This window comes from Acinetobacter sp. S4397-1, assembly GCF_024129285.1.
In the GTDB taxonomy this organism is placed as follows: Bacteria; Pseudomonadota; Gammaproteobacteria; order Pseudomonadales; family Moraxellaceae; genus Acinetobacter; species Acinetobacter lwoffii_C.
Genome location: NZ_JAMXXZ010000003.1, coordinates 1 through 23802 on the forward strand (window position 1 = coordinate 1; position 23802 = coordinate 23802).

At 42.0% G+C, this 23802-nt stretch carries 17 protein-coding genes; 11 read left to right on the forward strand and 6 right to left on the reverse strand.

Annotated features, from left to right (window positions below; all coding sequences use genetic code 11):
- A partial coding sequence (locus NI467_RS02565) for a hypothetical protein (protein ID WP_253150739.1) occupies positions 1-944 on the reverse strand: 944 nt, incomplete at its 3' end.
- Here NI467_RS02565 and NI467_RS02570 point away from each other — a divergent pair.
- From NI467_RS02570 to NI467_RS02585, 4 genes are all read left to right on the forward strand, one after another.
- A complete protein-coding gene (locus tag NI467_RS02570) occupies positions 898-4290 on the forward strand; it encodes a BapA/Bap/LapF family large adhesin (protein WP_253150740.1) in 3393 nt (1130 codons plus the stop codon). The genes NI467_RS02565 and NI467_RS02570 overlap by 47 nt on opposite strands.
- A 159-nt stretch (positions 4291-4449) precedes the next feature.
- Entirely contained in the window at positions 4450-6102 is a 1653-nt protein-coding gene (locus NI467_RS02575) for a poly alpha-glucosyltransferase (RefSeq protein WP_253150742.1), read from the forward strand.
- A gap of 9 nt (positions 6103-6111) precedes the next feature.
- A complete protein-coding gene (locus NI467_RS02580; protein ID WP_253150743.1) occupies positions 6112-7614 on the forward strand; it encodes a glycosyltransferase in 1503 nt (500 codons plus the stop codon).
- Positions 7607-9394, forward strand: a complete 1788-nt coding sequence (locus NI467_RS02585; RefSeq protein WP_253150744.1) for a CapA family protein — start codon at positions 7607-7609, stop codon at positions 9392-9394. The genes NI467_RS02580 and NI467_RS02585 overlap by 8 nt, the downstream gene beginning before the upstream one ends.
- A gap of 1 nt (position 9395) precedes the next feature.
- Here the strand turns inward: NI467_RS02585 and NI467_RS02590 are convergent, their stop codons facing one another.
- From NI467_RS02590 to NI467_RS02600, 4 genes are all read right to left on the reverse strand, one after another.
- The gene (locus NI467_RS02590) at positions 9396-10073 is read right to left on the reverse strand and encodes a metalloprotease (protein ID WP_151207538.1); all 678 of its coding nucleotides are present in this window, start codon (positions 10071-10073) and stop codon (positions 9396-9398) included.
- Positions 10074-10308: 235 nt separating this feature from the next.
- A complete protein-coding gene (locus NI467_RS02595) occupies positions 10309-11592 on the reverse strand; it encodes a ribonucleotide-diphosphate reductase subunit beta (protein ID WP_253150745.1) in 1284 nt (427 codons plus the stop codon).
- Between the two features lie 140 nt (positions 11593-11732).
- Positions 11733-11861, reverse strand: a complete 129-nt coding sequence (locus tag NI467_RS14740) for a hypothetical protein (RefSeq protein WP_258170003.1) — start codon at positions 11859-11861, stop codon at positions 11733-11735.
- Positions 11862-11995: 134 nt separating this feature from the next.
- Positions 11996-14833: a ribonucleoside-diphosphate reductase subunit alpha gene (locus tag NI467_RS02600; protein ID WP_253150747.1), complete on the reverse strand. Its 2838-nt coding sequence runs from the start codon at positions 14831-14833 to the stop codon at positions 11996-11998.
- A gap of 570 nt (positions 14834-15403) precedes the next feature.
- On the opposite strand from NI467_RS02600, the gene bfmR reads away from it, so the two are divergent.
- The gene (gene bfmR, locus NI467_RS02605) at positions 15404-16120 is read left to right on the forward strand and encodes a response regulator transcription factor BfmR (protein ID WP_004891693.1); all 717 of its coding nucleotides are present in this window, start codon (positions 15404-15406) and stop codon (positions 16118-16120) included.
- A gap of 40 nt (positions 16121-16160) precedes the next feature.
- Positions 16161-17834, forward strand: a complete 1674-nt coding sequence (gene bfmS / locus NI467_RS02610) for a sensor histidine kinase BfmS (protein WP_253150748.1) — start codon at positions 16161-16163, stop codon at positions 17832-17834.
- Positions 17835-17910: 76 nt separating this feature from the next.
- On the opposite strand, the gene NI467_RS02615 is transcribed toward bfmS, so the two are convergent.
- Positions 17911-18267 carry a hypothetical protein gene (locus NI467_RS02615; protein WP_151203433.1) on the reverse strand — a complete coding sequence of 119 codons (357 nt, stop codon included), beginning with the start codon at positions 18265-18267 and terminating at the stop codon, positions 17911-17913.
- Between the two features lie 567 nt (positions 18268-18834).
- On the opposite strand from NI467_RS02615, the gene NI467_RS02620 reads away from it, so the two are divergent.
- The 5 genes from NI467_RS02620 (at position 18835) to nuoF (ending at position 23794) form a co-directional block, all read left to right on the forward strand.
- Positions 18835-19380 carry an NADH-quinone oxidoreductase subunit A gene (locus NI467_RS02620; RefSeq protein WP_151207530.1) on the forward strand — a complete coding sequence of 182 codons (546 nt, stop codon included), beginning with the start codon at positions 18835-18837 and terminating at the stop codon, positions 19378-19380.
- A 6-nt stretch (positions 19381-19386) separates the two neighbouring features.
- Positions 19387-20067: an NADH-quinone oxidoreductase subunit B family protein gene (locus NI467_RS02625; protein ID WP_151203435.1), complete on the forward strand. Its 681-nt coding sequence runs from the start codon at positions 19387-19389 to the stop codon at positions 20065-20067.
- A gap of 88 nt (positions 20068-20155) precedes the next feature.
- On the forward strand, positions 20156-21943 hold the full coding sequence (nuoC, locus tag NI467_RS02630) for an NADH-quinone oxidoreductase subunit C/D (protein WP_151203436.1): 1788 nt from the start codon (positions 20156-20158) through the stop codon (positions 21941-21943).
- Between the two features lie 13 nt (positions 21944-21956).
- Positions 21957-22466 (forward strand): NADH-quinone oxidoreductase subunit NuoE, encoded by a 510-nt coding sequence (nuoE, locus tag NI467_RS02635; protein ID WP_253150749.1) that lies wholly within the window; start codon positions 21957-21959, stop codon positions 22464-22466.
- Positions 22463-23794: an NADH-quinone oxidoreductase subunit NuoF gene (nuoF, locus tag NI467_RS02640; RefSeq protein ID WP_151203438.1), complete on the forward strand. Its 1332-nt coding sequence runs from the start codon at positions 22463-22465 to the stop codon at positions 23792-23794. Before nuoE ends, nuoF begins: the two co-directional genes overlap by 4 nt.
- The last annotated feature ends 8 nt before the right edge of the window (positions 23795-23802 follow it).

Below are 23802 nucleotides of genomic sequence, written 5' to 3' on the forward strand. Positions count from 1 at the left end.
GACAGCGACTCGGATTCAGACAGCGATTCGGATTCAGACAGCGACTCAGACTCGGACAGCGACTCTGATTCAGACAGCGATTCAGATTCAGACAGCGATTCGGACTCAGACTCTGACAGCGACTCGGATTCAGACAGCGATTCGGATTCAGACAGCGACTCAGACTCGGATAGCGACTCTGACAGCGATTCAGACTCGGATAGCGACTCAGACTCGGACAGCGATTCGGATTCAGACAGCGACTCGGACTCGGATAGCGACTCGGACTCAGACTCGGACAGCGACTCGGATTCAGACAGCGACTCGGACTCGGATAGCGACTCGGACTCAGACTCGGATAGCGATTCGGATTCAGACAGCGACTCAGACTCTGACAGCGACTCGGACTCGGATAGCGACTCTGATTCAGACTCGGACAGCGATTCGGACTCAGATTCGGACAGCGACTCAGACTCGGATAGCGACTCTGATTCAGACAGCGACTCAGACTCGGACAGCGACTCTGATTCAGACAGCGACTCAGACTCGGATAGCGACTCGGACTCAGACTCGGATAGCGATTCGGATTCAGACAGCGATTCGGACTCAGACTCGGATAGCGACTCTGATTCAGACTCTGACAGCGACTCGGACTCGGATAGCGACTCTGATTCAGACAGCGACTCAGACTCGGACAGCGATTCGGACTCAGACAGCGATTCGGACTCAGACTCGGACAGCGACTCTGATTCAGACTCGGATAGCGACTCTGACAGCGACTCAGATTCGGACAGCGATTCGGACTCAGACAGCGATTCGGACTCGGATAGCGACTCTGATTCAGACAGCGATAGTGATGTAGATACCGAAGCACCTGAAGCGCCGACAAATGTCGTTCTGAATGAAGATGGCACGGAAGTGACAGGTAAAGGTGAGCCAGGTTCAGAAATTGTAGTAACTGACAAAGATGGCAACATCCTTGGTACAGGTACAGTAGATGAAAACGGTGACTTTGTTGTTCCAGTCAACCCTGCCTTAACTGATGGCAACACTGCTGACGTTATTGCAAAAGATGAAGCTGGTAATGAGTCTGAGCCTGTAGAAATCACGGGCGAGAAAGACACGATTGCACCTGCAGTCCCAACCGATGTTGTAATGGGTGAAGATGGTTTAACTGTTAGCGGTAAAGCGGAAGCTGGTTCAACTGTAGATGTAACCGACAAAAATGGTAACGTTATTGGTACGGGTACTGCAGATGAAAATGGTGACTTTGCTATTGAGCTTAAGCGTCCGGTAACGGATGGTGAGGTCGTTGATGTCACTGCGAAAGATCAGGCTGGTAATACATCTGAACCTACAGAAGTTACCGGTAATAAGGATACGATCGCACCAGATGCACCTGAAGTTGCGATTGATGATAGTTATTCTGTTTTAACTGTGAAAACGGAGCCGAATGCAACTGTAAAACCTTATGATTCTGAAGGTAATCCAATGCTAGATAGCAACGGTAATCCAATAGAGATTAAAGCGGATGCGAATGGTGATGTAACTTATGAGTTTAGTCCAGCATTAGAGCGCGGAAGCGAGCTTAAAGTCACTGCCACAGATGAAGCAGGTAATGAATCAGCACCAGTCGATATCATTGTTGGTGTTGATGAGATCTTTGGGGCGGTAGATAATAATGTCGACGTAATCTTGGATGCCACACCTTCTAGAAAAGAAAACCAGAATCCGAGTGATTTAGATAAGACTGGCTTTACTGTTGCAAATGTAGGGCTTGGACCTGTACTGGGCTTGGATGTATTGGCTGATGTTATAAAAAATTCAGTTCAACTTGAAGTAGGTAAAGACCAGGTTCGTGAAGTCACTATGTATGGTGATGCTGGTGGTATTCAAGTCCTTGCCACGATGGATCTGTATGTTTATAAACTTAACGAAAGTACAGGGCAGTGGGAACAACAATCAGTTACAGAGAACTGGGTTATTTCTTATTTACTTGGAGGAAAGTCAAAAGAAACAGATTTCACTTTGACAGAAGGGAAATGGATGTTTGTGATGGCTGGTGGTGAAGGTATCCAAGCATTGACTGGATATGGTCTCAACTTTACTAAAGATGTCGTTTTGGATTATGCCAATGCTGAAAGTATTTCTGGTTCTGCTCAAGGAAATATGATTACAGATGATGATTCTGAGTATGGTAGTGATGAGGTACCAGCGGGTAGTACCGTTACCGAAATTAAAGCAGAAGATGGCGAATGGGTAAGTACTTCCACTAGCGGTGAAATTCAGATTGAAGGTAAGTACGGTACCCTTACTGTTAAAGCGGATGGTTCTTATACTTATACTGTAAATGAAGATTTCCGCGGCTATGGTGAAAAAGATGTATTTACTTATCGCGTTACTTCGCCATCAGGAAAAGTCTCTGAAGCTGAATTAACTTTTGAATTAGATCTGACAGCAAAAGAGGATCGTATTGAAATTGATAATACGGTTATTCTAGATGTAGATCCTATCATTGCGTTTGATTCTGATAACAGCTCTATTGCAGATGCTGTCGGCTTTAGCGTGATTGATATAGGTTTGTTAGGACCTATTTTAAGTGCAGAAGCCTTAGGTGGTGCTGGTGCAATGGAGTTTAATGTTGGTGAAAACGAAGTTAAAGAGCTAACATTCCATGGTAGTGCGGGCGGCGTAGCTTTAGGCGTTGGCTATGATCTCTTTATCTATAAATTAGATCCTGCAACAGGCAACTATAATCAAGTCCATGTTCAAAAAGACTGGTTTATGGCTGCTTTTTTAGGTGGAAAATCTGAACAATTGACTTTACAGTTTGGTGAAGGTGAATATAAAGCACTGTTACAGAGCTCTGGAGGTCTGGGATTACTAACCGGTGCTGGATTATATGTCGATCATGAAACAGTTTATGATTATGGAAGTCCAACCAAATTCACTGGAACTGTAGAGGGTGATGCAACGCCAGAAGATTCAACTATTTTATTGAAAGTAGATGGTGAGGATCTAAAAGTTGGTAAAGAAACAGTCATTCAGGGGGAATATGGTACGTTAGTAATTTCTTCTGATGGAACCTATACCTATACTGTTGAAAAACCAGATAATGCTCCTCTCGACTGGAAACCACCTTATGGTGAAGTTGATCGCTTTAAATTGGTGATGCAGGATGAAAATGGTAAAACTACTGTTGAGTACCTGAATATTAAAGTGGGTACGCATTCTGCTGAGGATGACTTTGATATTGTATCTGTGTCTGAAACGAACAAGGTATCGAAGATTGAGTATAACGAAGTAGATAAAATCGGTAACTATGGAAAATCTTATACAAAAGAATTTGACGTAGCGAAACATGATTTAGATGCAGGCGTAAAACTCAAAATTACTGGTAGTCCAACTATTATAGGTCCTCTAGGTAGTTATCTTGTTCTGACTTATACATTAACGAATGCGACAACAGGAAAGATATATTCTGATCGTGTTGAAGCGGCAAGAGGGAAGGATGGAGCGCTTGAGTTTACCTTAGACAATTTGCCTGAAGGAAAGTATAAGTTAGATATTACTGCGCAAAATGGTAACTTAGAGAGTATCCATTTTGTGACAGATGAGATCATTCACTCTGAAGAGTACGTAACAACTGAATTACCAGAAATCAAAGGTGCTCTGTTTGCCAATGATGAAGGTATTCAAATACTTGATACGTTGAGCTTTGGCAACAAAGTTGTTTTTGTCAATGATCCTAATCAAGGTGCTCAAACTATTACAGTTGAAGGTAATTACGGTACATTGGTTATTGGAAAAGACGGTAGTTACACTTATACCCCTAAAGGTGGTGTATACGGCATTGAGAAGTTTGTCTATGAGACGACTTCTAAGGTAGGAACAATCGAAACAGCGATCCTAGAAATCAATGTTGGTAAAACCGTAACTGCATCTGAACATGCTGATAGTGTGGATAGTTCAGCAGGTAATGATAGCTTTACTATGGGAACAGGCGGTGACACTGTCATCTTCGACCTATTAGCTGACGATAATGTTGGCGGTAATGGTCACGATGTTTGGAATGACTTCAGTATGGAAGAGGGTGATAAGATCGAGGTAAGTGATTTACTGAGTGAAGGCACAACACTTGCTGATGCCATTACATTAACTGAAGATGCTGAAGGTAATGTCGTCTTGAATATTGACCGCGACGGTACAGCTGGTACTAGCTATCAGTCAGAATCATTCTTAACTTTGGTTGGGGTGGAGAAGACAGATACATTGTTAGATGACTTAATTAATAACGGCTATTTATTTTAATTAAGTTTTATCTGAGTAATGAAAAAGAGGGTCTCTAGAGACCCTCTTTTTTTATTCTATATTCTTTAATATTATTTTTTATAAGTGTTATATACCTGTAAATGAAATATTAAATAATATACAATAAGGCTGATTAATAGGGTTAAATATGAGAGCAATATGGCTATATCTAAATATAGTGATCTGCAGGAATTTAAAATAAAACTAACAGATTGGTTATTCTCATTAAGAGAGAATCAGCAAGATTTTTATAGTGTATTTTTTTCATATGGAGATAAAAGTATACGCTGTCGTGTTTGGAATACGGCGGATAAAAATTACGATAAAGTAGTTAAAAGAACTCTGAATTTTATCGATAAATTATATGAAAAGAATAACCGGCTTCCTGAATTTTTAAAGTTTGACTTTGCAAAAAATATTGAAGAAAGAAAATGGACAGATCTTGTTAAAGAAGTAAGTGAGCAAAAACATAATAATCATTATCGAAAAGGAATTGCTTTTGATGAAAATTTGAGTATTTGCTTTTTGGAGCAAGAGATTTATGCAAAAGCAATTATTCGAGGGGTTGTATATAATGAACCCAATTTTTTTGATGAAAAAAATTTAAATGATGCTATTAGAAAAAAATATACCAATGTTAAGGCAAATTATTCACTAAATAAAATTGAAAAAGTCTGGGTATTTGATACACAAGCTGTTTTTTTTGAAAATAACCAGTTGATTGATTTAATATCTACGGGTCCAGAAAATGGTATACGTGTATTAAAGGGTAATAAAAAAGAACATATAAAAGAACTTGTTTTAAATAATGCCAAGTTTTTACATAATGAAATTTTAGAGAGTGGGAGGCTGGTTTATGGCTATTTCCCTGCCTATAACCGGGAAATTAAAAGTTATAATACAGTCCGTCACTGTACTGCCATATATGCCTTACTTGAAACACTTGAAGTCAATTATAATGAAGCATATCTACCAAAAATTAGAACTGCTATGCAGTATGCCATTGATCATTTATATAAAGAGGTAGATGGAAAAGCCTTTATGATTGATGGTAATGAACCTGATCTAGAAATTAAATTAGGTTCAAATGCCGCTGCAATTTTTATGTTTGCTAAATATCAGGAAATTATTGGCGACTCAAAGTACCAAAAGTATGCCGAAATGCTTGCTGAAGGCATTCGCTTTATGATTGATGGTAAAGGGGAGACGACTCATGTATTAAGTTTCCCATCACTTGCAGTCAAAGAAAAGTTCAGAATTGTTTATTATGATGGGGAAGCTGCTTTAGGTCTACTTAGACTCTATCAAATTAATCAAAATCCAATTTTGCTTGAAACTGTTAAATTAATGTTTGAGCATTTTATTACTAAAAAATATGATAAGTATCATGATCATTGGTTAAGTTATTGTACCAATGAGTTAACTAAGATTTGCCCAGAGAAAAAGTATTTTGAATTCGGTTTAAATAACTATTTAAAACACATGGATTTTATTAAAAATCGTAAAACAGCATATGCAACATTTTTAGAAATGATGATGTCTGCATATAAGATGGTGGTGCGATTAAAAGAGCAAGGATTTACCAATTTAGTTAATATGGCTAAATTCGATGAACTAAAAGACTTAATAGAACTACGAGTCGAATTTCAAAGAGCAACAGGGTACTTTTTTCCTGAAATGGCAATGTATATGGCTAAGCCTGAAAAAATTCTTAATGCATTTTATGTAAGGCATGATCGTTTTAGAACACGTATCGATGATCAGGAACATAATTTATCTGGGTATGTGGCTTATTTAAATTATTTTATTTAGAGGTTGATAATGTTCTTTTTTCTAAGTGCAGGAATTGGGGAAAAGCTAACCGGTATTGAGCATGCGATTTTAAAAAGAAAACATGTTTTTGATAGCTGTGGTTTAGCGCATAAGATTGTAACCTTAAATTACAACGCCAATTATTTAAAGAATTTAAATATCCATCATATTCGGGCTGATAGTTTTCTGAATTTATATGACGATTACCAATATTTAATTTTTGCTGCTTTGAGATCAAATACTTTAGAAGATTATTTGAGTCATATTGTAGGAGAGGTTACCCTAGAAAAAAACAATGCCAATACAGATGTAAAAGTATATATAAATGGGAATTACCTATTTTATATCCACTTTTTCTCAAATGGGAATATTTCATACATTAATTATTTTGATAAAGCGAGAACGAAATTCAAGCGAGCTTTGTATACGGAGTCAGGCTATTTATCTAAAGAAATCTATTTAGAGAAAAACCAAGTCAAATCATGTCTTTACTATAATCAGCAGGGGATTGTGGTTTTAGAGGAGCACTACACCCAAGATAATCAGCTTAGTTATTTAAGTCTAAAAGAATCCAATGGTTCATCTTATTTTTTTCAAGATCGTGATCAGTGGATTAAGCATTGGTTTCAAAAAATTATCACTTTTTATAAGCAGCCTGTTTTTTATGTCGATAAAAACAGACTTTATAATCATATTTTAGTGGAGTTAAAGTCTCCTGCATTTAAGTTAATTTCGATTTTCCATAGCGTGCATGTCAGTAATCCTCAGAAGATGGGAGACGGGCGAATTAACTTCAATTACAAAATATCTTTAGCAGAAACAAATAAATTTGACGGTTATATTGTATCCACAGAGCAACAGCGGCAGGATCTTTGGGCACGTTTTGGTTCAGAATTAAAAATTTGGGTGATTCCTCCGACATTTGCCCACATAGAATCTGAACTCACTGTCAATGCCGTAGCATCCCCATTCAACGTCATTTCTGTAGGGCGATATTATGTAGAAAAAAGACTTCATCATATTATTCAGGCTGTTGAAATTTTAAAAGAGAAGTATCCTGAAATTCAGCTTGATCTTTATGGTTTTGGTGACTCTAGAGATAACTTTATATATGAAAAAGAAATTCGCAAATATGTAGATGATCACGACTTAGAGACGAATGTACATTTCAAAGGCTATGTGCACAATATCTCGGACAAAATCCGAAATGCACATGTCTCTGTTGTGACGAGTACAATAGAAGGTTTCTGTATTGGAATTTTGGATAGTTTAAGTATAGGAACGCCTGTAGTGGCCTACGATATTAAGTATGGTCCAAATGCACTAATTGAACAAAATCTTTCTGGTGTTTTAGTTGAAAATGAAAATATTCAAGCCTTAGCTATTGCAATCGAGCAATGCTACTTAAACCCACATATGAGAACCCATGCGATTAAGTCGGCGAAAAAATATGATTTGAATGGCTATAAAAAGAAATGGTTAGATCATTTGTTGGAGTTGAGTTATGTATAACTATTTAGTACAAAAAAATGGTGCGTTATTGCCGCACTCCAAACCCCAATACGTCGATTTTTCTGACCAAAATGAAGGGCTAGGTCCACTTTTGGTGCTTTATGTAGTTTATAGGTTATTAGATGAACGTAAGTTAAGTTTGGATGATAGCGTCGAGATTACAGAGACGGCCCTCCAAGAAAGAGGGCGAGGTGTTGTTGGTTATGCATTACATGATAAAGTCAATTTATTACAAGTATTAATGCATTACAAAGTAACAGCGGGTGTAGATTCTCTATTTCTTTTGGCTCAGCATGTTTATAATAAGACCCAAAAGCGCATGAGCCATTATTTTGAAGAGTTAATAAAAAAACATAACTTGAGTCCAAATAGTGCCAAAAATCTTTCAGGTAAAAAGAATTCAAAATTTATTCAGCAATATACCTTAAATGATGTGCTTAAAATCGCTGAATTAATGACTCAAATTAATCCCTTTTATCTGCAAATTTTAACGCTGGGTAAAATTGCATATAAAGCTAGAAATTTTCTAAGCCCAACATTTTTACTCGATCAAGGCAAGGTTAATTACTTTTTCAGCTTTCTTAATATTTCCATAGCATGGCAAAAGCATACATCATCTGATTTTACGATTGTCATTACACAAGGAATTAAGAGTAGTTTTCAACAAGATTCTGTGATTGAACGGCACTTATTGGGCCATGAAGGGCTGGATCGACTTATTTCTGATTTAAATGTAGTGACTACCCTCAAGCAAGATCGTGCCATTGTAAATATTATTGGCGATACCTATTTAGGCGAATATTACACTGAGCGACGTCGTAAACGAAAAGTATTTGATCCTTTATTGAATCATGGCTATGACTATAGCTTTGAAAAACTAAAATTTTTTTTAAATGCAGCCGATATTAATCTAGCCAATCACGAAGCATGTTTTGTAAATAATCAAATTCAATCTCCATTGGTTGGATTGAAAAAATTTATATTGGGTGCACAGGATGTACCAACAGTCAATGCGCTTAAAAAAGCCAATATTCATTATTTATGTTTAGCCAATAACCACACTGCTGACTTTGGTGCAGTAGGTATCACACATACACTAAAAACGTTGCAAAATGCGCAAATACATTATGTAGGAGTGGGAGAAAATGAGTTTGAAGCATGCACGCCCATGAGAATTCAGATTAATGGTCGTATTATTTCTTTTTATTCTGGCTATTGGCATCGAGCCACTAACGAAAAAATATTTAAATTTTATGCCACACCTTCTTCTTCTGGTGTTGCGACCTTAGAAAGTGTTTTGTATGAAGCAGTTGCATTAGAAAAGCAAAAATATCCATCGCATTTTATTGTGGTGTTGGCACATTGGGGAGTAGATTTCTTACCGACTCAAGCCTATCAAAAAACACTCGCAAACCGATTGGTTCAACAGGGGGCAGATTTGATTCTAGGTCATGGTGCTCATACTTTACAGTCGATGGAAACGATCCAAGATTCAACCGTTATTTATAGTTTAGGTAATGGTATTTTTAATAGTGATGGTGAATATGATGGTTATCCAGATGCTTTGCCATTTGGCATGATTGCACAATTGATTTTTGAGAAAGATAGTTTAAATCTACGCCTATTGCCAATTCAATCTAATAACCGTGAAACCATGTGGCAACCCGATTTTGTACAATTAGATGATTTTAATCAAGTGGCTGATTATTATGGAGATATCGATTTTAATGCTATTAACCGCGTGCAATGGCCCTATTATTTCGAGAAAAAAATTCTCTAGTTTAGCGGGACTTTAATTTTTGATAATGTTCTTTAATGATCTGAATTTGTTGATCATTAAAGCCTATATTACGTTGCCCACCACTGCCGTCACAGCCACCTTTACTTGCCATCAAGTTAGTGGTGTCTTTAAATTTTGCACCTTTAACACAAACATGACGTAAACCAAAGGCATGTCCCATTTCATGGGGGAGAGCAGCTTGAATGTTGTAATTTAGTCGCTCCCAATCAAGTAGTATGATAGGTCGTCCATTGTTATGAAAGCCCCAACTATCTGCTGCTTTAAATCCTGATTTTGAGCTGTAGCTATCAAAAATAAATATATAAACTTCAGCTTCTTTACTCTTTGATGGAAAGCACTGCCGGAAAATTTTAATAAGTGCCGGTCGTTCCATAGGTTTAGGGCTTTCTAAAAGATGGCTGAGTTTGCAGTTTAATTGTTTGAATTTTTGATATGGAATGTATTTATTTAACTCGAATTTAAAAATGGGTTGATTTTTCTCAGTGACAAAATAGCGATTTAAAATATCTACTTCTTTTTTGATTTGGCTTAGGTTATCAAATTTTTGGGCTTCAACATGGGGTGTGGCAAATATAAAATTGACTTGAACAATAGGAAGAGCCATCGCATATTCTCCAATTAAGAGCAGAGGAATGGTCGCGAGTTTTTTTATATTCATAAAATTTCTCTTATTTGTCTGTTGTATTTTTTTAATTGATCTGAGGTTTGCCTTTGCTAACAATGATGTTCCAAATTTTGTTGGAATGAAGCTGGTTTTTTTAAGCATGATTTAGGGGGGGGAGAGGGGCATTTAAGTTGAGCAAAAAATGGCGTTTGTGGAGAAAGAGTTGAGTGTACTAAAAAGAGTAGTGATAAAAATCCCGTCATAGAGACGGGATTTTTTTATTTTTCCCTTACCAGTTTAGCGCACCACCTGTCTGGTAATCCGTGACGCGCGTTTCAAAGAAGTTCTTCTCTTTACGCAGATCCATCATCTCTGACATCCACTGGAATGGGTTGTTTACCCCAGTAAACTGTTCAGGTAAGCCTAACTGGCTCAAACGACGGTTACAGATAAACTTCAGGTATTCTTCCATCATGCTGGCATTCATACCCAATACACCGCGTGGCATCGTGTCACGTGCATATTCGATTTCAAGCATAGTGCCTTCAAGAATCATCTGAATGACTTCTTGCTGGAACTCAGCTGTCCACAAGTGTGGGTTCTCGATCTTGATCTGGTTGATCATGTCGATACCGAAGTTCAGATGCATTGACTCATCACGCAAGATGTACTGGAACTGCTCAGCTACACCGTTCATCTTGTTGCGGCGGCCCATCGACAAGATTTGGCTAAAACCGCAGTAGAAGAAAATCCCTTCCAGTACACAATAGAATGCAATCAGGTTGCGAAGCAAAATCTGGTCGTTTTCAGGTGTACCAGTTTTAAAGGTAGGATCACTTAAAGACTGGGTATACTTTAGCCCCCACGCTGCTTTACGTGCTACTGATGGAACTTCACGGTACATGTTAAAGACTTCGCCTTCATCCATACCCAAAGATTCAATACAGTACTGGTAAGCATGGGTGTGAATCGCTTCTTCAAACGACTGACGCAAGATGTACTGGCGGCATTCTGGGTTGGTAATGTGGCGGTAAATTGCCAGTACCAGGTTATTGGCTACCAGTGAGTCCGCAGTCGAGAAGAAACCAAGAGAACGCATGACGATGGTACGCTCATCTTCAGTCAGACCATCTTCAGACTTCCATAATGCAATATCATGGTTCATATTAATTTCTTGTGGCATCCAGTGGTTGGCACAACCATCCAGATATTTCTGCCACGCCCATTCATATTTGAATGGAACAAGCTGATTCAAGTCGGCGCGGCAGTTGATCATACGTTTGTCGTCAACCTGTACACGCTCTGCACCCATCTCAAGCTCTTCAAGACCTGGTGCAACATCCAGCTGGCTTAAGGAAGCAGATGCTTTTGCCAGTGAATCGGCTGGATTTGATCCTGTACTTCGAGGGGCTGGAGCGGGTTGTGCAGTTGCCACATCCGGCGATGTGTTGCCTGCATCAGATACCACTTGTGAATTAGTCGCTTTTTGCGGCTCGACGGGCGTAGGCTGGTGTTCAAGTGCAGCCGGTTTTTGCGAATCATCTTCGAAATCGTCCCAACTTAGGATAGACATATCAATTCTCTCTACGTTGCTTTATATCTTTTATGCGACATTCAGCTTGGCTGAGATGTCTTACTATACGCTCAATTTGTTTAAGCAAAATTAAGTTTTGTCGATGAATGCTGTGAATTTAGACAGCAGCACTATCCCCACTACTTATTTTGCTTACGCTGCTGGCGAACTTTGAACCAGAAATAAGCAATCGGTGCGTAAAAGGTAATAGCAAAGGAAATCAGCAATGCCGCAAGTCCTAACATGTAGTTATGGGTCATAGGGGACATTGAGGTTTCCTTATTTGTATTAACATCTAAATCCTCCCCACACCCCTCTTTAAGAAAGAGGGGCTTTTTACATCTCAAATTATGGGCTGTGATCCCCCTCCTTTTAGGAGGGGTTAGGGGAGGTCAAGCAAAGCTTACTGACAAGCTTCACAGTCTGGATTGTCAATCGAACATGCTTGTGGCACTGGAGCCGCTTGAGCAAAACCTTCTTCCTCTGCAGGAGCTTCAGGTTTTTGCGTTTCAACCACCGGAGCGGCTGCTGCAACAGGTGCTGTAGTCGCAGTCGCTTTAACAGCATTTAGTGTGCCTGTATTGATCGTTGATTTTTCAGCAGATGTGGCACCCAATGCACGTAGGTAATATGTGGTTTTCAGACCACGTAACCACGCCATTTTATAGGTAATGTCCAGTTTCTTACCATTTGCACCTGAAATATACAGGTTCAGCGATTGCGCTTGGTCGATCCATTTTTGACGACGAGAAGCAGCATCCACGATCCAGCGTGGCTCAACTTCAAATGCAGTTGCGAAGATTGCTTTCAGTTCTTCTGGAATACGAGAAATCTTCTGCACCGAACCTTCAAAATGTTTCAGGTCGTTGACCATGACCGCATCCCACAGACCGCGTTCTTTTAATGCACGAACCAGATACGGGTTGATCACGGTGAATTCGCCAGACAGGTTAGATTTCACATACAAGTTCTGGAAGGTTGGCTCGATGGACTGAGACACACCACAAATGTTTGAAATCGTTGCAGTTGGAGCAATCGCCATCACGTTCGAGTTACGCATACCGTCTTTTTGAACTTTGGCTCGTAAGCTGTCCCAATCCAGACGTTGCGTGCGATCCACTTCAAACATGCGCTCTGGGCGTGTTTTTGCGACCAGATCCAGTGAGTCGATTGGCAAGATGCCTTGATCCCATAATGAACCCTTAAAGGTTTCATAAGTACCACGCTCAACCGCCAAATCGCTTGAGGTTGAAATGGCATAGTAAGAAATCACTTCCATCGATTCGTCAGCGAAGTTCACCGCTTCATCAGAACCGTAAGCCATACCCATTTCGTACAGTGCATCCTGGAAGCCCATGATTCCCATACCAACCGGGCGGTGTTTCAGGTTTGAATTTTTTGCTTGCGGAACAGCGTAGTAGTTGATGTCAATTACGTTGTCGAGCATACGAACGGCTGTTTTAATCGTGCGAGCAAGCTTCTCTCGATTTAATACACCACCTTGAACATGCTGAACCAAGTTGATCGAACCCAGGTTACATACCGCAATTTCATCTTTGCTGGTGTTTAATGTAATTTCAGTACACAGGTTAGAAGAGTGAACCACACCTACATGCTGTTGTGGTGAACGCAGGTTACATACGTCTTTGAAAGTGATCCATGGATGACCGGTTTCAAACAGCATCGACAGCATTTTGCGCCACAAATCTTTTGCACGGATTTTCTTGTGCAGCATATTTGTTTCTTTGGCAATGCTTTCGTAGTAAGCATAACGCTCAGCGAATGCTGCACCAGTCAAATCATGCAGATCAGGCGTTTCAGAAGGAGTGAATAAAGTCCATTCTGCATCTTCAAATACACGTTGCATGAACAGGTCAGGAACCCAGTTCGCCGTGTTCATGTCGTGGGTACGACGACGGTCATCACCGGTGTTCTTACGCAGTTCCAGGAATTCTTCGATGTCCAGGTGCCAGGTTTCAAGGTATGCACAGACTGCACCTTTACGCTTACCACCCTGGTTAACCGCAACAGCCGTATCGTTCGCTACTTTCAGGAATGGAACTACACCTTGAGACTTACCGTTAGTCCCTTTGATGTATGAGTTCAAGGCACGAACTGGCGTCCAGTCATTACCTAAACCGCCTGCCCATTTAGACAGCATTGCGTTATCACGCATCGCACCATAAATGTCATACAGATCATCATCAATGGTGGTCAAGTAGCAGCTCGATAATTGTGGACGTAACGTACCCGAGTTAAACAGGGTAGGCGTTGATGCCATATAGTCAAAGCTAGACAATAAGTTATAGAATTCAATCGCGCGATCTTCACGGTTTTCTTCATTGAGTGACAAGCCCATAGAAACACGCATAAAGAACAATTGCGGAAGTTCGAAACGTACGCCATCTGAATGGATGAAGTAACGGTCAAATAGAGTTTGCAGGCCCAAGTAAGTAAACTGATTTGAGCGTTCTGGTTGAATTGCTGCTGCCAGTTTCGCCAGATCAAAGTTCAACAGTTCTGGAGAAAGCAGCTCAAGCTCGATACCTTTCTTCAGGAAAGTTTCAAGCGCATCGCCTTCATTGGTGTCTGTCGGAAGACCCAAGAATTCTAAACCGGTGGCTACCAGATCATCACGTAGTAAACGTGCAGTCACATACGTATAGTTAGGCTCTTGCTCAATGCGGGTACGGGTCGCCATCATCATTGTGGTTGAGATGTCAGACTCTTTCACGCCGTTATACAGGTTTTTGACAGTCTCATTGACAATTGCCTGTATATCAATACCTTCTAAACCTTCAGCAGCTTTGGTCACTGTGGCAGTCAAAGTACTTAAATCGAGTGGCTTAAGCTTCCCGTCAGCATCCATGACTTGAAGCGTAGGATGATGGTTTGCACCCAGCTGCTTACGAGCTTCAGCACGTTGTTCGCGATAGATGACATAGGCACGCGCAACTTTCTGTTCGCCTGTACGCATAAGCGCAAGTTCAACCTGATCTTGGATTTCTTCAATGTGAATGGTTCCGCCTGAAGGCAAGCGACGTTTGAATGTATTGAGGACCATTTCCGTCAGTTGTTCAATGCGATCGTGAATACGACTTGAGTCAGCGCTTTGCTGGCCTTCTACAGCCAAGAAAGCTTTACCAATGGCAACAGAGATTTTTTCCGCGTCAAAGCTGGCAACATCTCCGGTGCGTTTAATCACCTGAATTTGACCAGGAGTTGAAATTGATACGCTCATGCTAGCATAGCTCCATTTGTCATCTATTTTTATGTTTATAGACCATTTGAACTGGGCAATTTTTGTGCCACAGTGTTTGAGGAATAAACACAAGACCTAGTGGTTTAAAGTTTAATTGGACACAAGATACGGGAAAAATTAGGGTAGATCAATATTGACATTTTGCTAAATATTTTTCTGAAGTTTTATCTCGAACTTTTGTAAAAAAATCCCTATTTTTATTGATTTTTGTATAAGCCTTGTCCGGTAAGGCATAGCATAACAAAGCTGGCCTCAAGTGCTTATAGATAACCTTGTGGATAACTAAAAAGCCTTGACTTAAGCAGTCACATTTTATTCATGTAATTTTTATTGTAAAGGTGAGAGGATGGCTGAACTCTTGAGAAAAGCGCGTTTGTCTGAAAAGGCGCCTGATAAGTATTACAAAATGCTATTTTGATGTATCAGTTTGGTGAACAGGATATTGTTTACAATGTAAACGTGTGTATATTGCAAGCATATTAAAATCGTATCTATTGGATTTCAAAAGGATACGCCATAGCATACGTCCATTAAATAAAGAGGCAAGACATGAGCCAAGAAGAAAAGTTACCCAAGATTTTAATTGTTGAAGATGATGAACGTCTTGCGCGTTTAACTCAAGAATATCTAATCCGTAACGGGCTGGAAGTTGGAGTTGAGCCGGACGGTAATCGTGCAATTCGTCGTATTATTGCCGAGCAGCCTGATATGGTTGTCCTCGATGTGATGTTGCCGGGTGCAGATGGTTTGACCATTTGTCGTGAAGTGCGTCCACATTATCATCAGCCGATTTTAATGCTGACCGCACGCACAGAAGATATGGATCAGGTATTGGGTCTGGAAATGGGGGCGGACGACTATGTGGCTAAACCGGTACAGCCACGTGTACTTTTAGCGCGTATTCGTGCTTTGCTACGCCGTACCGACAAAGTGCCGGAAGATGAAGTGGCACAGCGTATTGAGTTTGATGACCTGGTCATCGACAATGGTGGGCGTTCAGTGACCTTAAATGGCGAGCTGGTTGATTTTACCAGCGCTGAATACGATCTGTTGTGGCTGCTTGCCTCAAATGCGGGGCGTATTCTGTCTCGTGAAGATATTTTCGAACGCTTGCGCGGCATTGAATATGATGGTCAGGACCGCTCAATTGATGTGCGTATCTCGCGCATTCGTCCAAAAATTGGTGATGATCCAGAGAATCCGAAACGTATTAAAACAGTACGTAGTAAAGGTTATCTATTCGTCAAAGAAACCAACGGAATGTAGGATCAGACGGTTGGTTGCCTGAAAAGCAGGATAAATATAAGTGTTTAAACACAGTATATTTTTGCGTATTTACGCAGGATTGGTCGTCCTTGTTGTATTGGTGGCGATATTTGGCTACCTGCTGGTACAGATTATTAACTATCAGCGTGCGCAGGAATATCGTGAATCCCTGACTGATGGTATGGCTTATATCATCAGTGAGGGGGTTGCGCGTCAGCCCAACCTTCAACAGAAGATGGATTGGATTTCCGATGCCTCGGATTTATTAGAACTCCCGATTTACTATATCGAAGCCAGTAAAGTTGATGTTACCCGCGCCGAAGCCCGACGACTGGCTGAGCGCAAGGCCGTTGTGCGCTGGGATGCCAAAACCAGCGTGGCCTATATTGTTGTAGCGCTGCAAGATGACCCGGAGCATTATCTTTATATCAAGGCGGACAATATTACCGAACGTCAGATGAAGGCTTTGCCGGTCTTTATTCTGGATTATCTCGTGTACTATCCGGGCCAGGAAAAAGAATACCTTGAGCGTATTCAGTCATATTTCTCCTACCCGATTTCAATAGAGACCGTACAGGCGCTGCCGCTGGACTCCGAACAGATCGGACGTTTACGCCTGGATCACAGTATTATTCTGTATCGTGATAGTGCCTCGATTCGTGGCACTACTATTTCCATTGTGTCACCCATTCCAGGTTCTATCTCGGAAGTACTGGTTATGGGGCCAGTACCACTCTTTAACTGGATGCCATTTCAGCTGGCGGCGGGTATCACCTTGCTCAGCTTGTTTGTCTTAAGTCTGGGAGTGTATGGTTTGCTGGTGCCGATGCAGCGTAAACTGCGCGAAGTCAATTATGCCCTGAACAAGATGAAGAGCGGAAATATGTCGCTCCGTCTTCCGATTGAGGGAAATGATGAAATGGCGACTCTGGCATCCAGCTATAACAATATGTCAGATCATATTCAGCGTCTTATTGAAGCGCAGCGTGAGCTGATGCGTGCCGTGTCGCATGAGCTGCGTACGCCTGTTGCACGGATTCGTTTTGCGGTAGAAATGATGGCAGATGAAGATGACTACGATTACCGTCTACAGCAGGTTGAACAGATCGATAAGGATATTGAGGCGCTAAATACCCTGATTGATGAGATTATGACCTATGCCAAGCTTGAGCAGGGCATGCCTTCAATTGAGTTTGAACATGTAGATCTGTATGAAGTGTTAAATCAGGTTGCTGTGGAAACTGAAGCTCTGAAGACCGGAAAAGTTATTGAGCTGCAAGCAATGTCTGATGATATAGTGGTGGAGGCGGAGCGGCGCTATTTGCATCGGGTGATTCAAAATTTGGTAGGGAATGCCGTACGTTATTGCGATAGCAGAATTTTGCTAAGTGGTGGGCTGGATGCTGAAGGACAAGCCTATATCTGTATAGAAGACGATGGTCCGGGGATTCCGGAAATAGACCGCGCCCGTATCTTTGAAGCTTTTGCCCGTTTAGATGATAGTCGTACCCGGGCTTCAGGGGGGTATGGTTTGGGACTTTCTATTGTTAGTCGGATTGCTTACTGGTTCGGAGGGAGTATTGAGGTTGATCAGAGTCCGAAACTGGGTGGGGCGCGCTTTATTATGACTTGGCCGGCCCATCGTTATAGTAAGAAATCCAGACCGAAAACGCTGGAACATGTTGAAGAAGCCAGCAGCGAGCGTTCAGCCTAAAATCTGTGTTTAAGTCGCCTGATATAAAAAACGATACTGATTTCAGTATCGTTTTTTTGTTTTATGCTACGAGGATTTATTCCTGTACGGTGACGTCTGGTTCAATTAGCGGTTTACCATCACGCAGGCTATCTAAGGGTTCTGCATTAAAATCAATCATCAGCTTATTGTATTTGGCATCTATACTATAATTCTGGATCAGTTTTTGGTCGCCAGAGATGGTTTCTACTTTATATTCATCAACAATATTTAAAATGCCTTCCAGGTTGATGCTCGAAGAGGCTTGATCGGCTTGGAACAGGTCGTGAATTTCGCGCAAGTCAAAAATAGCATTGCTGGCATCAGGGTGTTTATGAATATAAGTTTCGATATGTCGAATCAAAAGTTGGGCAAATAAAAAATAATTAGGTTTATGCGTAAAATGTAGAGACATACTGGACTCCTTTAGTTGCTTTATTTATGTGATTATCAGGCCTAGAAATACAAATAACATAATCTGAATCAATCTGTTGAATGTGTTGCAAAAAAATACAATTTCTTGATGGGGTGGTGCGGCCGGAACAGGGTTTAAATTGCCTGATTTTATATTTTTCGCTGAAAATTTAAACGACGCAAATCGTGTTTAAAGTTACTTTTTGCTGTGGCACACTCATTTTGTTTTAGTTAATTCGATTTAAGACCTAAATAGAAACTTTCCTGACTTGATGGATTCAACTTGAAATAGCCTGTCAGGACTGAAAACTGGATTTTTACAGGCTTGTTAAAATAATTGAAGGTCGAAAATCAACTAAATAAAGCAATTAGTGCAGCTTTGAGTGCACTCACGCCCAATTAAATACTGAAATGCCTAAAAAATCATCCCAAAGACTAAGGGCGAGAAGCTAGCAAGTGAAATCCAAAATCAGGTACAATTGGCGGGATTAATTTTGTGTTTGGTGTATTTGAAGGCCAATACATACATTCTTTGTTAATAAATAGGCCTGCCAGGAGTTATCCCCGCATGAATGCCATTACTCCATACGAATGGGCAATTATTGCCTTCGTGATCGGTGTTACATTTTTGTGCGTCTTTATGCTCACTGTCCCATTACTCCTCGGGGGTAAATCATGGGGCCGTGCCAAGCAGGAGCAGTTTGAGTCAGGCGTAGTTGGAGCAGGTGGAGCCCGTATCCGCTTGTCCGCAAAATTCTATCTGGTTGCAATTTTCTTCGTCGTGTTTGACTTGGAAGCCCTTTACCTGTACGCATGGGCAGCTTCTGTTCGTGAAGTAGGTTGGGTTGGTTTTGTAACCGCAGCTATATTTATTTTAGTTTTACTCGTTGGCTTGGTTTACGAATTATCGACAGGCGCACTGAACTGGGCACCTTCAGACAAACGTAAAGCAGCCGGGATTAAACCTAAAATTGGTTCGCCAAATATGGATCTTGCGGAAATTACGCGCTTCAACTCAGTTGAAGAATTGGTTATGGACCCAACTGGCCAAATCCCAGCTCAATCATCTGGTCTTGTGAAAAAGTCACAAGCTCAATCATCTGATAAGGAGTAACTCGGGATGAAATACACATTAACCCGTGCGAATCCGAATGCTGATCAATATCCACTTCAAGAGCGTATCTTGGTAGAAGACCCGCTTTTAGAAGAAGAAGTGAATAAAAACGTATTCATGACTCGCTTAGAGGATGTAATACACACAGCAGTAAACTGGGGACGCAAGAACTCAGTTTGGCCGTTTAACTTTGGTACGTCTTGCTGCTATGTAGAGTATGCAACGACCTTGACCGGTGTACATGACTTGTCACGCTTTGGTGCCGAGGTCATCCGTGCTTCACCACGTCAGGCCGATTTGATGATCGTCGCTGGTACATGCTTCGTGAAAATGGCTCCGGTGATTCAACGTCTGTACGAGCAGATGCTTGAACCAAAGTGGGTAATTTCAATGGGTGCGTGTGCAAACTCAGGTGGTATGTACGATATTTATTCAGTTGTACAGGGTGTTGATAAAATCATTCCTGTCGATGTGTATATCCCGGGTTGCCCGCCACGTCCTGAAGCCCTGATTCAGGCACTCATGCTGTTGCAAGACCAAATTCAACTAGAGCGTCGTCCGCTTTCTGCGGTGATCGGTGATGATCTTAAGCCAGTGTATAAGCCAAAGATGATGCCGGAACGTGACCGTAAGAAAGATCAGCGTGTTGCTGTGAAAAATTTACGCTCTATGGATGAAATTAAATAATTTAAACGACAGATGATCTGTTGCACCCGCTCTGGGTGTAGTCGTCGTTTAGGTTGACTGAATTTGTATTAAATAGGAAGCCAAGCCAATGGCTGAAACTGACATTGCTATGCCAGAATCAACAGCAGTTGATTCACGCCCAGCATTTGCCATCATTGAAGAGCTCAAAACCAAATTTGGTGAGAACTTCTTTGTGCAAACGACTTTCGAGGATTTCCCGACAGTTTGGGTTGAGCGCGCACGTGTACAAGAAGTTTTAATGTTCTTGCGTACCGTGCCACGTCCTTATGTGATGCTATTTGACTTGTCTGCAGTAGATGAGCGCTTGCGTACCCATCGTGACGGTTTGCCTGCATCAGAATTCACAGTGTTCTATCACTTATTGTCGTTAGAGCGTAACTGTGACATTCGTATTAAAGTGGCCTTAAGCGACAGCGATCTGAATATGCCGACCGCAACGAATATCTGGCCGAATGCGAACTGGTATGAGCGTGAAGCTTATGACATGTTTGGTATCAATTTCGAAGGGCATCCAATGCTCCGTCGTATCTTGTTGCCAACCTACTGGGAAGGTCATCCGTTACGTAAAGAGTATTCTGCACGTGCAACTGAATATACGCCGTATATTCAGGATAAGGCCAAGCAGGATTTTGAACAGGAACATTTACGTTTCGTCCCTGAGGACTGGGGGCTGAAGCGCGGTAATGCCGATGAAGACTTCATGTTCCTGAACCTGGGTCCAAACCACCCATCTGCGCACGGTGCCTTCCGTGTGATCTTGCAGCTGGATGGTGAAGAAGTGAAGGACTGTGTGCCTGATATCGGTTATCACCACCGTGGTGTGGAGAAGATGGCTGAACGTCAAACCTGGCATTCCTTCATTCCCTATACTGACCGTGTCGACTACCTGGGTGGTTGTGCGCAAAACATGCCTTATGTGATGGGTGTGGAGCAAATGGCGGGCATTACTGTCCCTGACCGCGCGCAATGTATCCGTGTCATGATGTCAGAACTGTTCCGTATCAATAACCACTTGCTGTTCATTGGTACTGCGATTCAGGATGCCGGTGGTATGACGCCTGTATTCTATATGTTCGCTGACCGTCAAAAAGTCTATGACATCGTGGAAGCGATTACCGGTTACCGTATGCATCCGGCATGGTTCCGGATTGGTGGTACTGCACACGACCTGCCAAATGGCTGGGATAAGCTGGTTCGAGAATTACTCGACTGGATGCCAAAACGTATGAATGAATACTATAAAGCTGCTTTACGCAACTCGGTATTCATGGGCCGTACCCAGGGTGTGGCGCAATACGATGCAAAATCTGCGCTGGCTTGGGGTGTGACAGGTACTGGTCTGCGTGCCACAGGCATTGATTTCGACGTACGTAAATACCGTCCATATAGCGGTTATGAAAACTACGACTTTGAAGTGCCTTTAGAGTATGAAGGTGATGCCTATGCACGTGTGCTGGTTCATTTCCGTGAAATCGAAGAATCACTGAAAATCATTCGTCAGTGCCTGGATAACATGCCATCTGGTGCTTATAAAGCAGACCATCCATTGGCAGTTCCACCACCAAAAGACAAGACATTGCAAGATATTGAAACCTTGATTACGCACTTCTTAAGCGTGTCATGGGGTCCTGTAATGCCTGCTGGTGAAGCATCTGTAATGGCCGAAGTGGTGAAGGGGGCATCGAACTACTATCTGACTTCAGACAAGTCAACCATGAGTTATCGTACCCGTATCCGTACACCGACTTTCACGCACTTACAGCAAATGCCTTCTGTGATTAACGGCAGTCTTGTATCTGACTTAATCATTTATTTAGCGACAATTGACGTCGTAATGGCTGACGTGGATCGCTAAGGGGTAACGCATTATGATGATTTTGACTGATAGAAAGCCACGTGTGAATGTTGAAGGGATTTTAACGAAGGAAGAAGTCCACGAAATCGAACAGCACATGGGCCACTATCCATATCCACGTGCAGCGTGTCTTGATGCGCTGAAGTGTGTACAACGCCGTAATGGCTGGGTAGATGATGCGCAGATGAATGCTATCGCGCAAATGCTCAGCATGAGTGTTGCGGATTTGGAAGGTGTAGCGACTTTCTATAACCGTATTTATCGCCAGCCCGTGGGTCGTCACGTAATTTTACTGTGTGACTCGATTGCGTGTTTCTTGATGGGTGCGGAAACTTTGGCAGAAACTTTCCAGCGTGAACTGGGTATCCAGTTTGGTCAGACGACTGCTGATGGCCGTTTTACCTTGCTACCAATTTGCTGTCTGGGTAACTGTGACAAGGGCCCAACCTTAATGATTGATGAAGATACGCACGGTTTAGTTGAAGTGACTTCGGTTAAACAGTTGCTGGAGAAGTATGTATGAATACTGAACCAAAACCAATTTATGGTGACGGTAACCCAGAAACGCATCCATTGACCTGGCGTCTGAGTAAACAAGAGCACGTTCGTAATGCCGATGATTACGAAGCCCTAGAGGGTTATGCCGGCTTTAAAAAAGCCATTGGCATGCAGCCGAAAGAAGTGCTGGAAGTCATTAAAGCGGCAACAGTAAAGGGCCGTGGTGGTGCAGGTTTCCCGGCAGGCATCAAATGGTCGCTGATGGCACCAAATGACAATTCAGGTCCTCGTTATCTGATTTGTAATGCCGATGAAATGGAACCAGGTACCTTCAAAGACCGTCTGTTGATGGAAGATCTTCCTCACCAGCTGATTGAAGGTATGCTGATTGCCGGCTATACCCTCGAAGCGACTCATGGTTATATCTTTATCCGTGGCGAATATATCGAAGCGGCAAAATACCTGAACGACGCGATTGCACAAATCCGTGCCAAAGGTTATCTGGGTGAAAATATCCTGGATTCTGGCTGGAACTTTGAGTTGCACGTGCATACCGGTGCAGGCCGTTATATCTGTGGTGAAGAAACAGCACTGATTAACTCGCTGGAAGGCCGCCGTGCCAACCCGCGTACCAAACCACCATTCCCGCAAGTTGCAGGGGCTTGGGGTCGTCCGACGATTGTCAACAACGTCGAGACCTACAACAACTTGCCGGCAATTATGCTGCGTGGCCCTGAATGGTATATTGGTCTGTCTGCGGGTAAATCCAAAGATCCAGGCACTAAAATCTATGGTGCATCTGGTAAGGTGAAATTCCCTGGCTTATGGGAGCTTCCATTTGGTACCACGGCTCGTGAAGTGATTGAAGAACATGCCGGTGGTATGCGTGATGGCTTAAAGCTAAAAGCATGGTTGCCGGGCGGTGCCTCGACTGACTTCCTGGCCGCAGAGCATATCGACCTTCCGATGGATGCAGAAAGCATCATGAAAGCAGGCTCACGTTTAGGAACCTGTTTATTGATGGTGGTGGATGAAACGCAATGTATGGTTTCAGCAACACGTAACCTGGAAGAGTTCTTTGCCCGTGAATCATGTGGCTGGTGTACGCCTTGCCGTGATGGCTTGCCTTGGGCGGTGAAAGCGCTGAAAGCACTTGAAGATGGTACAGGTAAAAAAGAAGATATCGATCACTTGCAGGAACTGACCCGCAAGCTTTGGATTGGTAAAACTTTCTGTGCTCACGCACCAGGTGCGATGGAACCATTAATGGGCGCACTCAAACATTTCCGTGGCGAGTTTGAAGCAAAAGTAGTAAATGCTGCCGCTCAAACCCGCAACGTAGAACAAGCTTAAGGAATTCG